Genomic DNA, 14,746 nt, shown 5'->3' with positions numbered 1-14,746 from the left:
CCCACATGGCACGCAGATTCCTCCCCGCGGCGCTCGCTCTCGCGGCCGCCACCACGGTTGGCATGTACCCAACTACCGCACAGGCCTCCCCGCCCGGGACCAAGGACGTCACCGCCGTCCTCTTCGAGTGGAACTACGCCTCGGTCGCCAAGGAGTGCACCAGCACCCTCGGCCCAGCAGGCTATGGATACGTCCAGGTCTCCCCGCCCGCCGAGCACATACAGGGCCCGCAGTGGTGGACCTCGTACCAGCCGGTGTCGTACAAGATCGCGGGCCGCCTCGGCGACCGCACCTCGTTCCAGAACATGGTGAACACCTGCCACGCGGCGGGCCTGAAGGTCGTGGTCGACACCGTCATCAACCACATGTCGGCCGGATCGGGCACCGGCACCGGCGGCTCGTCGTATACGAAGTACGACTACCCGGGCCTGTACTCCTCCGCCGACCTCGACGACTGCACGTCCCAGGTCACCAACTACCAGGACCGCTGGAACGTCCAGCACTGCGAACTGGTCGGCCTGGCCGACCTGGACACCGGCGAGGAGCACGTCCGCAGGACGATCGCGGGCTACATGAACGACCTGCTCTCCCTGGGCGTCGACGGCTTCCGTATCGACGCGGCCAAGCACATCCCCGCGGACGACCTGGCCAACATCAAGAGCCGCCTGACGAACCCCTCCGTCTACTGGAAGCAGGAGGTCATCTACGGCGCGAACGAGGCCGTCCAGCCCTCCGAATACACCGGCAACGGAGACGTCCAGGAGTTCCGCTACGCCTACGACCTCAAGCGCGTCTTCAACAACGAGAAGCTGGCCTACCTCACCAACTTCGGCGAGGGCTGGGGCTATCTGAAGAGTTCGGTGGCGGGTGTCTTCGTGGACAACCACGACACGGAACGCAACGGCTCCACCCTGAACTACAAGGCCGGCGCGAACTACACCCTGGCGAACGTCTTCATGCTCGCCTACCCCTACGGCGCCCCGGACATCAACTCCGGCTACGAGTGGTCCGACGCCGACGCCGGGCCGCCCAACGGCGGCACGGTCAACGCCTGCTGGCAGGACGGCTGGAAGTGCCAGCACGCCTGGCCGGAGATCAAGTCCATGGTCGCCTTCCGCAACGCGACAAGCGGCCAGGCGGTCTCCGACTGGTGGGACAACGGCAACAACGCGATCGCGTTCGGGCGGGGGAGCAAGGGGTTCGTGGCGATCAACCACGAGTCCTCGGCACTGACCCGCACGTATCAGACCTCGCTGGCGGCCGGCACGTACTGCAATGTGCAGAACAACACGACGGTGACCGTCAACGGCTCGGGCCAGTTCACGGCGACCCTGGGTACCAACACGGCGCTGGCGATCTACACCGGGAAGTCGAGCTGCTGAGGCTCTGACACGACACGGGGCCCCGGTTCCTGCCGGCAGCGCAGGGGCCGGGGGTGTCAGACCTTCATGTCATCCTCTGATCATGGCCAACGCAGACCCGGTCGAGGACCGGTACGACGACGATGAGCTGCCCCCTGTCCCGGCGCCCGCCACCCCCGCCGAGTGGGACCGCCTGATCGAGGAGTGGGACGAGATCCGGCAGGGCTGCTACCTCGGTGATGCGCAGCGCGCGGTGGTGGAATGCGCAAGGAATCTCGAGGCGAGCGTGGCGGCCGGCGGGCCGGAGACCGCCCTGTGGACTCTCGGGCTGGTCCTGATAGGCCCTTACGTGATCCACGCCCATCCGGACGCGGCGGCCGAGACCCGCGTTCTGGAGGCGATGGGCGCGGTCGAACGTGCTCTTGGGCAGATTCCCTGTGAACATGAAGCGCATCCATGTGACGACATGCCGCTCGATGCCGAGCTGGACAGCTTTCGGTACGTCCTGGAGATGCTGGCCCACCCGGAGCGCGACGCCGCCCATGAAGCGGCCCTGGCCGATGAGGAGATCCGGCCCGAGACATGGGCTTGCCCGCGCAATCTCGCCGGGTTCGCCCGGGCCTTTTGCTGACCCCCATCGCGGCGAGGCCGGTCCGCCCCGCGGGGGAGCGGACCGGTGAACCGGTTACTTCCAGGTGTCGCTCGTCGTGTAGCCGGACGAACTGCCCGTCGTGTACGAGCGGTTCGTCCCGGACTCCCAGGTCACGTTCCCGGAGCCGTCCTTCTTGACGTACTTGTACGTGAAGGACGTGCTCTTGGGGACGATGACCAGCTTGCTCCAGTCCGGGTACGACGCCGAGGACAGCGGGATCGCGTCGCTCGTGTTCCAGGAGCCGAGGGACGCGATCGAGCCGACGACGTAGACGTTGGTGCCCCAGTCGGTGGTCGCGTTCTCGTGGAAGGTGACGTCGGTGGCGTCGGTGTCCGCCACGTTCCAGGAGTTGTCCAGGGACAGCGCGGACGTGGTCGTCGTCGCCGATCTGTTGGCGTTGGACTCCCAGGTCACATTGCCCGAGCTGTCCTTCTTTATGTACTTGTAGGTGAAGGACGTGTTCACCGGCACGCTCACCTCGCCGGACCAGAACGGGTAGCCGGTGGACGACAGCTGGATCGCCTTCGAGGTGTCCCAGCCGCCCAGGGCCGGGACGGAGCCGACCACGTACACGTTCGTGCCGGACGTCGTCGGCGCGTACTCGTCGAACGTCGCGTTCACCGTGTCGCCGGAGCCGCCGCCCGCGTCGGAGCAGCCCACCGTGCAGGTGTAGGACGAGTTGTAGAAGGCGACCGCGCCCTTCGCCGGGATCGCGAGCGACGCGCTGCCGCCGGAGACGGTCACGGTCGTCTTCCCGCCGTCGATCACGTTCGTGTACGTCCCGTCGGCCATGCCCGTGGCGAAGGTGTACGTCGCGCTGCTCGTGCCGTTGTTCAGCGCGAAGAAGCCCTTGCCGCTGCGGCCGAAGCCGATGACGGACGACGACTTGGTCTGCCAGTCGGAGACGGCCGCCGTGTCGGTCGCGTTGTGCCAGGCCACCATGCCGACGACGGCGGTGTCGCGGTCCAGGCAGTACCAGGCGCCGGCGGTGCAGTCCGTGTTCGTGACGAAGCCCGAGGAGTTCGGCGGGGCCTGGTCGCTCTGGGTCCACTCCCAGCTGGCGTACACCGTCGGCGTCGACCACTTGTAGGCGAGCTGGAAGAGGTTGGCCAGCTTGTAGGTGTCGCCGTCCTTGTACGACATGTGCAGGCCGTTGCGTTCCGTGTCGTGGTTCGTCACGAACGACACTGAGTTCGCCGCCGGCAGGATGCCGCTGCTCTCGATCGAGGAGAGGTCGGAGACGTTGCCCTGGAACGCGGACTTCAGCTTGCTCGCGTAGGTGAAGTCCAGGACGTCACCCGAGGCGTAGTAGTCGCTCGGCTGCGGGGTCGAACCCGGGTAGATCTCCTGGAAGACGTACGGCGCCGTCCCGGACGCCGTGTTCGTCAGCTTGGACTCGATCGCCGCCAGGTCGGCCTCGGGGATGTGCTTGGCCGCGTCGACCCGGAAGCCGTCCACGCCGAGCGCCAGCTGGGAGTTGAGGTAGTTCGCCAGGCCCGTGCGGACCGTGTCGGACCCCGTCTTGAGGTCGGGCAGGCCCAGCAGCTCGCAGTTCTGGACCTGGGTGAGGTTGGAGTAGTCCTGGATGGTGAGGTCGGAGGTGGGGCAGTCGGACGAGTCGTGGTAGTCCGACCGGGACCAGTTCGGGGTGGCGTACTTGTTGGTGATCGTCGTGCCGTTGTAACCGGTTCCGGTCTGCGCGGCGGTGTGGTTGATCACCGCGTCCGTGTAGACCTTCACGCCCGCCTTGTGGCAGGCGGTGATCATGGCGCTGAACTTCGCCTGGCTGCCGAAGCGGCTGTTCAGCGAGTAGGAGTACGGCTGGTAGACGTCCCACCAGTAGTACGACGACTGTTTCAGGGACTCCTCGGGCGGCGCCACCTGGACCGCGCCGTAGCCGGCCGGGCCCAGCACGTCGGTGCACTCCGTGGCGATGGAGTCCCAGTTCCACTCCCACAGGTTGGCGATGACGTCGCCCTTGGCGGTGGTTTTCGCCTGTGCGGGCGTTGCCGGAAGCGCGATGGCTCCGGCCAGTGCGAGGGCGCCTGCGGCCGCGGCGGTGGCGGTGCGGCCGAGGACACCCGGGGGGCGGTGTCTGCTCATGTGCGGCTCCGAAAGAAAAGACAGCGTTCAACCGTCGGTGAGCGTGCGGCCCTTGGGAAGGGCGCGTCAAGGTTGACGCTGAAACTTCTTGCTATGAGTTTCAAGACTCTTGCTGTAAAGCTTTCGTTGGGGATACGGTCACGCGGGGTCGGACCCAAGAGAGCCGCATTCGCTAGGAGTTACCGCGTGATACCCAGAGCGAGACGGGCCGCGGCCGTCACCGCCGCAGCCCTCGCCGCCGCCCTGATCCAGCCACTGGCGGCACACGCCGCCACCCCGCCCGCACCTCCCTCGGACGCGGCCCTCGCCGCCCAGCCCGCCCGGCACGACGACACCCGCGAGCAGTTCTACTTCGTCATGCCGGACCGTTTCGCCAACGGCGACACGTCCAACGACAGGGGCGGACTGACGGGCTCCCGCCTCAGTACCGGCTACGACCCCACCGACAAGGGCTTCTACCAGGGCGGCGACCTCAAGGGCCTGACCGATCGGCTGGACTACATCAAGGGCCTCGGCACCACCGCCATCTGGATGGCGCCGATCTTCAAGAACAAGCCCGTGCAGGGCACGGGCAGCAACGCCTCCGCCGGCTACCACGGCTACTGGATCACCGACTTCACCCAGGTCGACCCGCACTTCGGCACCAACCAGGACCTCAAGGCCCTCATCTCCAAGGCCCACGCCAAGGGCATGAAGGTCTTCTTCGACGTCATCACCAACCACACCGCCGACGTCGTCGACCACGAGGAGAAGTCCTCCGACTACCTCTCCAAGGGCGCCTTCCCCTATCTGACCGAGGACGGCAGGCCCTTCGACGACGCCGACTATGCCGACGGGACCAGGAAGTTCCCGGCCGTCTCCACCGCCTCCTTCCCGTACACCCCGAAGGTCACGAGCGACAGCAAGGTCCCGGCCTGGCTCAACGACCCGACGATGTACCACAACCGGGGCGACTCGACGTTCGCCGGCGAGTCCACCACCTACGGCGACTTCTCGGGCCTGGACGACCTGTGGACCGAGCGTCCCGAGGTCGTCCACGGCATGGAGAAGATCTACGAGCGGTGGGTGAAGGACTTCGCGATCGACGGCTTCCGGATCGACACCGTCAAGCACGTCGACATGCCGTTCTGGACGCAGTGGGCGACCGCGCTCGACCAGTACGCCGCCCGGCACGGCCGTAGGAACTTCTTCATGTTCGGCGAGGTCTACTCCGCCGACACTTCCCTCACCTCCCCGTACGTCACCCAGGGCCGCCTCGACGCCACCCTCGACTTCCCCTTCCAGGACGCGGCCCGCGCCTACGCCTCCCAGAGCGGCAGCGCCGGGCGGCTCGCGAGTGTCTTCGGTGACGACTGGAAGTACACGACCGACAAGGCCAACGCGTACGAGCAGGTCACCTTCCTCGGCAACCACGACATGGGCCGCATCGGGTACTTCCTGAAGCAGGACAACCCGAAGGCCACCGACGCCGAGATCCTCAAGAAGGACGAGCTGGCCAACGAGCTGATGTTCCTCGGCCGGGGCAACCCGGTCGTCTACTACGGCGACGAGCAGGGCTTCACCGGCTCCGGCGGCGACAAGGACGCCCGCCAGACCATGTTCGCCTCCAAGGTTGCCGACTACCTGGACGACGACGAGATCGGCACCGACCGCACCCACGCGAGCGACTCGTACGACACCAGCGCACCGCTGTACAAGGAGATCGCCGCCCTCGCGAAGCTCCGCAAGGACAACCCGGCCCTGACGGACGGCGTCCAGACCGAGCGGTACGCGGCCGACGGCGCCGGCGTCTACGCCTTCACCCGTACGGACGCGAAGACGGGCGCCGAGTATGTCGTCGCGCTCAACAACGCGGACGAGGCGAAGTCCGCCACCTTCGCCACCGGCTCGGCGGACATGTCGTACCGGGGCGTCTACGGAACCTCCGATGAGGTGAAGTCCGACGCCGACCGCAAGGTCACCGTCACCGTCCCGGCCGGTACCGCCGTCGTCCTCAAGGCCACCGGCACCCTCGCCGCGCCCGCCACCGAGCCGACCCTCACCCTGACGGCCCCGGCCGCCGGAGCCACCGGGACCGTGGACGTCACGGCCGACGTGGACGGCGGTCAGCTCAACCGCGTGGTCTTCGCCGCCCAGGTCGGCAACGGCGGGTGGAAGACGCTCGGCTCCGCCGACCACGCCCCCTACAAGGTCACCCAGACCCTCGGCAAGGACATCCCCGCCGGCACCGCCCTGCGCTACAAGGCGGTCGTGATCGACTCGGCCGGGCACACCGCGAGCACCCTGGCGAGCAGCACCACCGGCACCCCGCCCGCACCCGAGGTCCCCACGGCCTCCTCCCGGGACTACGCGATCGTCCACTACAAGCGCACCGACGGCGACTACGACAAGTGGGGCCTGTACGCCTGGGGCGACCTGGCCGACGGCGAGTCGACCAGCTGGCCGAACAGCCACCCCTTCGTCGGTCGCGACGCCTACGGCGCCTTCGCCTACGTCAAGCTGAAGCCGGGCGCCTCGAACATCGGCTTCCTGGTCATCGACAAGGACGGCAACAAGGACGTCTCCACCGACCGCTCCATCGACGTCACCAGGACCGGTGAGGTCTGGGTCGAGCAGGGCAAGGCGGACGTCCTCACGCAGCGGCCCGACCATCCCGCCCAGGACAAGACCAAGGCGGTCATCCACTACCACCGCGCCGACGGGAACTACGACGGCTGGGGTCTGCACGTCTGGACGGGTGCCGCGCACCCCACCGACTGGTCGAACCCGCTGCAGCCGGTGAAGACTGATGCCTATGGCGCGGTCTTCGAGGTACCGCTCACCGAGGGTGCCACCAGCCTCAGCTACATCATCCACAAGGGCGACGACAAGGATCTTCCCGCCGACCAGTCACTCGACCTCAAGTCCAACGGCTACGAGGTGTGGCTGTTGAACGGCCAGGAGAAGTACCTGCTGCCGCAGCCCGCGGGCAGTGCGGCCGCCCTCGACCTGACCACGTCCAAGGCGATCTGGATCGACCGGAACACGGTGGCCTGGAACGGCGTCGACGGCGCCGCCTCCACCCAGCTGCTCTACTCCCACGACGGCTCCATCGCCGTCAAGAACGGTGCGCTGACCAGCGACGACGAGCGCTGGCTGCGGTTGACACCGACCACGCTCACCGACGCCCAGAAGGCGAAGTTCCCGCACCTGAAGGACTACACCGCCTGGTCCGTCGACCCGCGCGACCGGGACCGGGTGCGCTCGGCGCTCGGCGGGCAGCTGGTGGCCTCGCAGCGCGCGGCGAACGGTGCCGTGCTGGCCGCGACCGGTGTGCAGATCGCCGGTGCGCTGGACGACCTGTACTCCGGTGCGACGAAGGACACGCTCGGGCCGGTCTTCCACGACGGCAGGCCGACCCTGTCCGTGTGGGCGCCCACGGCGCAGTCCGTCCACCTCGACCTCGACGGCACGGCCGTGAAGATGCGCCGGAACGCCACCACCGGCGTCTGGTCCGTCACCGGCCCCGCGTCCTGGAAGGACAAGCCCTACCGGTACGTCGTGAAGGTCTGGGCGCCCAGCGTCCGCAAGGTGGTCACCAATGAGGTCACCGACCCCTACTCGGTCGCGCTGACCGCGAACTCCGAGCGCAGCCTCGTCGCCGACCTGGACGACCGGTCCCTCGCCCCGAGCGGCTGGTCGGGCCTGCGCAAGCCCAAGGCCGTCCCGCTCAAGGACGCGCAGATCCAGGAGCTGCACATCCGGGACTTCTCGATCGGCGACCCCACCTCGAAGCATCCGGGCACCTATCTGGCCTTCACCGACCGCAACAGCGACGGGTCGAAGCACCTGCGCGCGCTGGCCGAGGCCGGCACGTCGTACGTGCATCTGCTGCCCGCCTTCGACTTCGCCACCGTCCCGGAGAAGAAGGCCGACCAGTCGAAGCCCGACTGCGATCTCGCCTCCTACCCGGCCGACTCCGACCAGCAGCAGGCGTGCGTGGCGAAGAGCGCCGCGAAGGACGCCTACAACTGGGGCTACGACCCATACCACTACACGGTCCCCGAGGGCTCGTACGCCACCGACCCGGACGGCACCGCCCGTACGGTCCAGTTCCGCAAGATGGTCCAGGCGCTGAACGAGGACGGCCTCAGGGTCGTCATGGACGTCGTCTACAACCACACCGCGGCCAGCGGCCAGGCGGACACATCCGTGCTCGACAAGGTCGTGCCCGGCTACTACCAGCGGCTGCTGGCCGACGGCAGCGTCGCCAGCAGCACCTGCTGCGCGGGCACCGCGCCCGAGAACGCGATGATGGGCAAGCTGGTCGTGGACTCGATCGTCACCTGGGCGAAGGAGTACAAGGTCGACGGGTTCCGCTTCGACCTCATGGGCCACCACCCGAAGGCCAACATCCTCGCGGTCAGGAAGGCGCTCGACGCGCTGACCGTCGCCAAGGACGGTGTCGACGGCAAGAAGATCATCCTGTACGGCGAGGGCTGGAACTTCGGCGAGGTCGCCAACGACGCGCGGTTCGTCCAGGCCACGCAGAAGAACATGGCCGGCACCGGCATCGCCACCTTCTCCGACCGGGCCCGTGACGCGGTGCGCGGCGGCAGCCCCTTCGACGCGGACCCTGGCGTCCAGGGCTTCGCGTCCGGCCTGTACACCGACCCCAACTCCTCGACGGCGAACGGCACTTCGGCCGAGCAGAAGGCCCGGCTGCTGCACTACCAGGACCTGATCAAGGTCGGGCTGAGCGGCAACCTCGCCCGGTACCGCTTCACCGACACCGACGGCAAGGAGGTCACCGGCGCCGAGATCGACTACAACGGCTCGCCCGCCGGATACGCGGACGCACCCGGTGACGCCCTCGCCTATGTGGACGCGCACGACAACGAGTCGCTGTTCGACGCGCTGACCTACAAGCTCCCGAAGGACACCTCGGCGTCCGACCGGGCCCGTATGCAGGTCCTGGCGATGGCCACGGCCGGACTGTCGCAGGGGCCGGCCCTGTCCCAGGCGGGCACCGACCTGCTCCGCTCGAAGTCGCTGGACCGCAACTCCTTCGACAGCGGCGACTGGTTCAACGCCATCCACTGGAACTGCGCCGACGGCAACGGCTTCGGACGCGGACTGCCCATGGCGGCCGACAACCAGTCCAAGTGGGACTACGCCAAGCCGCTGCTGAGCACGGTCAGGGTGGGCTGCGAGCAGATCACCGGCGCCTCCGCCGCCTACCAGGACCTGCTGAGGATCCGTACGACGGAGAAGGCGTTCTCGCTCTCGACGGCCGCGCGGGTGCAAGGCGAGCTGTCCTTCCCGCTGTCCGGCAAGGACGAGACACCCGGGGTCATCACCATGGAACTCGGTGACCTGGTCGTCGTCTTCAACGCGACCCCGCAGCGGCAGGAGCAGACGGTCGGCGCGCTCGCCGGCACGCACTACCGGCTGCACCCGGTCCAGACCTCCGGCGCCGACCCGGTGGTGAAGACCTCCTCCTACACGGCCGGCTCGGGCACGTTCACGGTCCCGGCGCGGACCGTGGCGGTGTTCACGCGGGCGGCGAACTAGGCTGAGGGCACAGCCGTAGAACAGGAGCGCGCATGCCGCAGATCACCATCGACTACTCGGACATCGTGGAGAACGCCTTCGACCGCGAGGGCTTCGCCCGGGCGCTGCACGAGGCGACCGTGGAGATCGCGGCGGCGAAGCCGGAGGCCTGCAAGACGCAGTTCCGGCCGAGCGCGTACACGGTGTTCGGGTACGAGGATCCCGGGGCGCGCGGGCACGCCATCGTGCACGTGATGATCGGTCTCCTCGCCGGACGCAGCGACGAGACGAAGGCGAGGCTCACGGAGACGGCCCTGGAGCTGCTCCGGAAGCATGTGGCGGACACGGGCATCGCCCTGCACGCCTCCGCCGAGGTCTGCGACCTGGACCCGTCGTACCGGAAGTTCGACCGGTAACGGTCGACAGGCTCTAGGAACCGAGGGCGATCAGCCGGCCGACGAGCTCCGCGAAGGGGCCGTCGGCCGGCTCGTCCTCGACCATGGTCTTCAGCAGGGTCGCCATGTCCTCGTCGTAGGCGGCGCTGACCGCGGCCAGCGCGGCGAAGTCGTGCACCAGCTGGATCTCCAGCTCGCCGCGCGGGATGCGCCGGCCGTCCAGCCAGATCAGCGCCGTGGACTCGGCCAGGGAGATCCAGGAGCGGACGACCAGCTCCAGGCGCGGGGGCGCGTCGGCGACCCCGAGGTGGGACAGGATCTGCTCGTAGGCGGCCTGCCGCACGGAGTCGATGAGCGCGTTGGTGGCAGAGGAGCCGACGGCCGGTCCGCCGCGCATCAGCGCCGAGAAGCCGGGGCCGTGTTCCTCCACGAAGTCGAAGAAGCGGCGCATCACGCGCAGCAGCCGGGCGCCGAGCGGGCCCTCGTGCGGCTCGGCGAAGCGGCCCGCCAGATCCTCCGAGGCGCGCTTCAACGCGGCCTCGTACAGGCTGAGTTTGCCGGGGAAGTAGTGGTACACCAGCGGACGCGAGATGCCTGCAGCCGTCGCTATCTCGTCGATGGAGACCTCGTCGGGCGAGCGTCGGCTGAACAGGTCGAGGGCGACGCCGATCAGCTGCTGCCGCCGCTCCTCGACGCCCATCCTGCGGCGAACCCCGGTACTCATGCGAACACCTTACCGACCGGATCCGGCCGCAGGTGATCACATGTCGATCACCAGGCGATCGCTCCGGGCGCGTGACACGCAGATCAGCATCGAGTCGGCGCGCTCCTCGTCCGTCAGCAGCTCGTCCCGGTGCTCGACCTCCCCTTCCAGCACCCGCTGTTGACAGGTCCCGCAGAACCCCTGCTCGCAGGAGTAGGCGGTGTCCGGCAGTTCCCGGCGTACGGCGGCGAGCACGGTGGAGTCGGCCGGCACGGTCAACGTCCGCCCGCTGCACCGGAGTTCGACCTCGAACTCCGTGTTGCCGTCGGACGACATACGCGGCGCGAACCGTTCGAGGCGGACGTCCGGGAAGCGTGCCGCGACGGCCGCCATGAGCCCCTCGGGGCCGCAGCAGTAGACGGCAGTCCCCTCGCCCGCTTCGAGGGCGTCGAGGTCGGGCCGCCCCGCCACGACGGTCACCCGGTCCAGGCCCAGCTTCTCGACCTCCTCCAGGAACGGCATCGAGGCCCTGTCGCGCCCCGCGTACAGCAACCGCCAGTCGGCGTCCTTCGGAAGCGTCCGCACCATCGCCAGCAGCGGGGTGATGCCGATCCCGCCGGCGACGAAGAGATACGACTCCGCCCCGACCAGCGGAAAACGGTTCCGAGGCCCCCGCACCTCCAGTTCCATGCCCTCTCTCACCTGCTCGTGCACCTCGCGCGAGCCGCCCCGCCCGTCCTCGACCAGCCGGGTCGCGACGGTGTACGAGGAGGTGTCCTCGGGGTCGCCGCACAACGAGTACTGCCGCACGAGCCCTGACGGCAGGACGAGGTCGAGATGCGCGCCGGGCTCCCAGCGCGGCAGGTCCTGCCCCTCCAGGCGCAGTTGGACGACCCCGTCGGCCACCGTCCGGCGCGAGGTCACCAGCAGCCGCAGGGCCCGCGAGCGCGGCCGGCCCGAGGTGGGCACCTCCAGCGCGGGCATCGGCCACAGCGGCGAGACCTGGATACGGCGGCGCAGGGCCCGCCGGGCCAGCAGGGCGGCGCCCGCGACGAGGGCGACGGTACGCAGCTTCGTCATCAGGCGGCCCTCTTCTCCGCCGCCGTAGCGGCGGGGGAGGAGGCCAGATAGGCGACGGCCTGCTCGGTGTCGCCCTCCTGGGAGGGGTGGTAGTCGCGGCTCAGATAGCGGGGGATGGACCTGATCATGTCTCCGGTCGACGGGAGCAGGCCCTGCCGGCCGCGGACGTACAGGTCCTTGAAGCTCGCCTTGCCGTCGATGAGGGTCGGGTCGTTCTCCATGAAGAAGCGCGTCCCGCGCTGCCACAGGAACACCAGCGCCGAGAAGGCCGTGGCCCAGGTCCGTGCGCGCCGGCGGTAGCCCCCGTCGACGTGCATGAACAGCTCGAAGGCGACGGAGCGGTGCTCGACCTCCTCCGCGCCGTGCCAGCGCAGCAGGTCCAGCATGGTCGGGTCGGCGCCGCGCCGGTCGAGTTCCTCGGCGTTGAGCACCCAGTTGCCGAGGAACGCGGTGTAGTGCTCGATGGCCGCGATGAGCGCGACCCGCTCCATCAGCCACCATCGGCGCGGCCGGCCCGGCGGCAGCGTCCGGTCGCCGAGCAGCTTCTCGAAGAACCAGTCGACCTGCGCGGTGTACGGCGTCGGATCGAGGCCCTGCTCCCGCAGGTGCGGCAGTACCTCGTCGTGGGCCTGGGAGTGCATCGCCTCCTGGCCGATGAACCCGATGACGTCCTCGCGGAGCCGCTCGTCGCGTATGTACGGCAGCACCTGCTTGTACACGTGCACGAACCAGCGCTCACCGGCGGGCAGCAGGAGGTGCAGCACATTGATGGTGTGCGTGGTGAACGGATCCCCCGGCACCCAGTGCAGCGGTGTGTCCTCCCAGGAGAAGGACACCTTGCGTGCCTTGAGCGGCACCCGGGCCTGCGTGTTAGACATGGCGTCAATGTACTGGCGGGTAGGCCGACTGAGAACCCCTCCGGCAGACCTTGTTTACGCGGATGTCAGCAACCGCTTCTCTGCAGGTGTCCGCTCCCGCGCGGCTCACTACTGCAGCCCGCTGATCGCCCGCCCGTCCACCAGGGTCCCCTTCAGCTGGGCACGTGCGCCCTGCTTGGCCCGAGCCACCAGGAACCGGCCCTGTCCGGCGGCGGTGACCCCGCCGCCCGCCTGGATCGTCGCCGTGTCCTTGTCGCCCGCCGCCAGCAGGTACCAGTGCCCGGCGCCGGACTTCCACAACACCCCGGCGAGGACATGGGGATCACGCGGCCCACAGGACCGTGCGTCCGTGCCCCTGGCGACCACCGCCGCGGCCCGCCCGCCCGGTGCGTGGAACTGGGCCAGCGAGCCCGTACCGTCGCCGCGCCAGGTCTCGGCCCGGGTGCACACCCATTGGGCCGCCCCGCTGCCGTCGGGCAGCGGCTGCTCGGCGAACGTCCAGGCGTTCACACTGCGCACCCCGACGGAGCGCTCCGCCGCCAGCGAGCAGGCGAACGGCGCCCAGGCCGCCCGCCCGGCCGCGTCGGACACCTCGCCGGCCGAGCCGGGCCCGCCGGCCGTGAGGTGGGCCGGCATCAACTCGCCCAGGTCGGTGGTGAGTTCGGTGCCGGAGGCGCCGGTCAGCTGGAGCACCGTCCAGGACGTGCAGCTGCCGGCCCGCAGCGCGGGGCTGGCCAGCGGCGCCGTGATGCCGTCGGTGACCGTCAGCGGGGTCGCGGCCGCGTCCGGCTTCATCAGGTTCCGCGAGGCCGCCTTCTTCACCCAGGGCGCGGTCAGATACTGCACGTTGCCGTCGGACCGGCCCAGCACCAGGGCGCTCGCCTCGGCGCCGGCCGCGCCGTCGGCACGGGCGAAGTCGAGGGCCGCGCCCTGGGTGCCGTCGGCCGGCTCGGCGTAGCGAGTGATGCGCAGACCGTCGTAGAGCACCACCACGCGCGCGTTGTCCAGCTGGCCCGCGTACAGCAGCTGGGGCGGTCCGGCCGGGCCGCCGATGTCGGTGCCGGGGGTCGCCGAGACATGGACCGTGCCGCCGGGGCGGGCCCACACCGCGAGGGCGCGGCGCAGCAGGGCCGTGTCGCCGGTGAGCGGGCCGCGCGCCGGCCATGTCGAGAAGTCGGTGCGGGCGGCGGACTCCCAGGCGCCGGGGGAGACCCGGATCAGCCTGCCGGGGTCGAGGGCGGCCTCGGCGGCCGGGTTCGTGGCGTACACGGGCGCGGCGGCTCCGTCGGGTCCCCAGCCGTCGCCCGGCAGGGCGACCAGCGCCCCGCACACCGCGAGGGCCGCGGCGGCGGCGAGCGCGGCCTTGCTGTGCTGGCGGCGGCGCATCAGATCGGTGGGGCGGGCCTGGAGCAGACAGGCGTCGAACTCGGGGGAGGAGAGCAGCGCGGGCTGGGCCGGCACGCTGTTCGCCGAGGCCAGCGCGCCGCCCGGGTCATCGACCCCGGCGGCCGTCAGCAGCTCCCGGATCTCGGCCTCGGACAGCTCCTCCAGGCCGCGCAGCACATAGGCGGCCCGGGCCGGGCCGGACAGCGCGGACAGCCGCTGGTCCAGGGCGAGTTCGTCGGCACCGCCCGAGCGCGGGAACAGCCTGAGGCCCCACACCTGGGGCAGCAGCGGCGGCAGCTGGGAGAGCCGGGGCAGGCCCTTGCGGGGCCGGGTCGCCTCCAGGGCCGTGCACAGGACGCGCTCGCGCAGGAAGGCGTACCCCGGGTCGCCTTCCCGGTCCGCGGCCTGGGCCGGGATCACGGGCTGCTGCTGACGGCCCCGGGGCAGGGAGCGCTGGGCCATGGAGTGTGCGGTCAGCACCCGGCGGCTGCGGCCGAGGCCCGGTGGCAGCACCAGGTAGGCGATCCGGACCAGCCGTGGATAGTGCTCGACGAGCGCGGCCTCGGCCTGCTCCAGATCGACCGGTCCGTGGTGTCCGGCGGAGGCGGGTGCGTGACGCTGGGCTACATCCTGTGACTGCACGTCATGCAGAACGA

9 protein-coding genes are annotated in these 14,746 nt (G+C 69.6%); 4 read left to right on the top strand and 5 right to left on the bottom strand.

From position 1 onward, the window contains the following. The first annotated feature begins 5 nt into the window (after window positions 1–5). Together AB0L75_RS20940 and AB0L75_RS20935 are read left to right on the top strand one after the other, a co-directional pair. Entirely contained in the window at window positions 6–1,382 is a 1,377-nt protein-coding gene (locus AB0L75_RS20940; RefSeq protein WP_365182813.1) for an alpha-amylase family protein, read from the top strand. 82 nt (window positions 1,383–1,464) lie between these two features. Next, complete coding sequence (locus AB0L75_RS20935) at window positions 1,465–1,992, top strand: hypothetical protein (protein WP_365182811.1); 528 nt, start codon at window positions 1,465–1,467, stop codon at window positions 1,990–1,992. A 54-nt stretch (window positions 1,993–2,046) separates the two neighbouring features. Here the strand turns inward: AB0L75_RS20935 and AB0L75_RS20930 are convergent, their stop codons facing one another. Continuing rightward, complete coding sequence (locus tag AB0L75_RS20930; protein ID WP_365182809.1) at window positions 2,047–4,116, bottom strand: carbohydrate-binding module family 20 domain-containing protein; 2,070 nt, start codon at window positions 4,114–4,116, stop codon at window positions 2,047–2,049. A gap of 186 nt (window positions 4,117–4,302) precedes the next feature. Between AB0L75_RS20930 and pulA the strand changes: the two genes are divergently transcribed. Then, entirely contained in the window at window positions 4,303–9,669 is a 5,367-nt protein-coding gene (pulA, locus tag AB0L75_RS20925) for a pullulanase-type alpha-1,6-glucosidase (protein ID WP_365182807.1), read from the top strand. 32 nt (window positions 9,670–9,701) lie between these two features. Further along, window positions 9,702–10,064, top strand: coding sequence for an isomerase (locus AB0L75_RS20920; protein WP_365182806.1), 363 nt, complete (start codon window positions 9,702–9,704; stop codon window positions 10,062–10,064). Window positions 10,065–10,077: 13 nt separating this feature from the next. Here the strand turns inward: AB0L75_RS20920 and AB0L75_RS20915 are convergent, their stop codons facing one another. The 4 genes from AB0L75_RS20915 to AB0L75_RS20900 all read right to left on the bottom strand — a co-directional run bounded on the left by AB0L75_RS20915 (window position 10,078) and on the right by AB0L75_RS20900 (window position 14,732). After that, window positions 10,078–10,767 (bottom strand): TetR/AcrR family transcriptional regulator, encoded by a 690-nt coding sequence (locus AB0L75_RS20915; protein WP_365182804.1) that lies wholly within the window; start codon window positions 10,765–10,767, stop codon window positions 10,078–10,080. A gap of 36 nt (window positions 10,768–10,803) precedes the next feature. Then, window positions 10,804–11,826 (bottom strand): PDR/VanB family oxidoreductase, encoded by a 1,023-nt coding sequence (locus tag AB0L75_RS20910; protein WP_365182802.1) that lies wholly within the window; start codon window positions 11,824–11,826, stop codon window positions 10,804–10,806. Next, a complete protein-coding gene (locus AB0L75_RS20905) occupies window positions 11,826–12,704 on the bottom strand; it encodes a metal-dependent hydrolase (protein ID WP_365182800.1) in 879 nt (292 codons plus the stop codon). The genes AB0L75_RS20910 and AB0L75_RS20905 overlap by 1 nt, the downstream gene beginning before the upstream one ends. 108 nt (window positions 12,705–12,812) lie before the next feature. Then, the gene (locus AB0L75_RS20900; protein WP_365182798.1) at window positions 12,813–14,732 is read right to left on the bottom strand and encodes a hypothetical protein; all 1,920 of its coding nucleotides are present in this window, start codon (window positions 14,730–14,732) and stop codon (window positions 12,813–12,815) included. Window positions 14,733–14,746: the final 14 nt, after the last annotated feature.

Source organism: Streptomyces sp. NPDC052101, assembly GCF_040680235.1.
Lineage (GTDB): Bacteria > Actinomycetota > Actinomycetes > Streptomycetales > Streptomycetaceae > Streptomyces.
This window is presented reverse-complemented; position numbering and strand designations above follow the sequence as displayed.

Excerpts from the sequence above, each read along its gene's own strand:
- AB0L75_RS20940 (WP_365182813.1), top strand. The coding sequence starts at position 6 with ATGGCACGCAGATTCCTCCCCGCGGCGCTCGCTCTCGCGGCCGCCACC.
- AB0L75_RS20935 (WP_365182811.1), top strand. The coding sequence starts at position 1,465 with ATGGCCAACGCAGACCCGGTCGAGGACCGGTACGACGACGATGAGCTG.
- AB0L75_RS20930 (WP_365182809.1), bottom strand. The coding sequence starts at position 4,116 with ATGAGCAGACACCGCCCCCCGGGTGTCCTCGGCCGCACCGCCACCGCC.
- AB0L75_RS20920 (WP_365182806.1), top strand. The coding sequence starts at position 9,702 with ATGCCGCAGATCACCATCGACTACTCGGACATCGTGGAGAACGCCTTC.
- AB0L75_RS20915 (WP_365182804.1), bottom strand. The coding sequence starts at position 10,767 with ATGAGTACCGGGGTTCGCCGCAGGATGGGCGTCGAGGAGCGGCGGCAG.
- AB0L75_RS20910 (WP_365182802.1), bottom strand. The coding sequence starts at position 11,826 with ATGACGAAGCTGCGTACCGTCGCCCTCGTCGCGGGCGCCGCCCTGCTG.
- AB0L75_RS20905 (WP_365182800.1), bottom strand. The coding sequence starts at position 12,704 with ATGTCTAACACGCAGGCCCGGGTGCCGCTCAAGGCACGCAAGGTGTCC.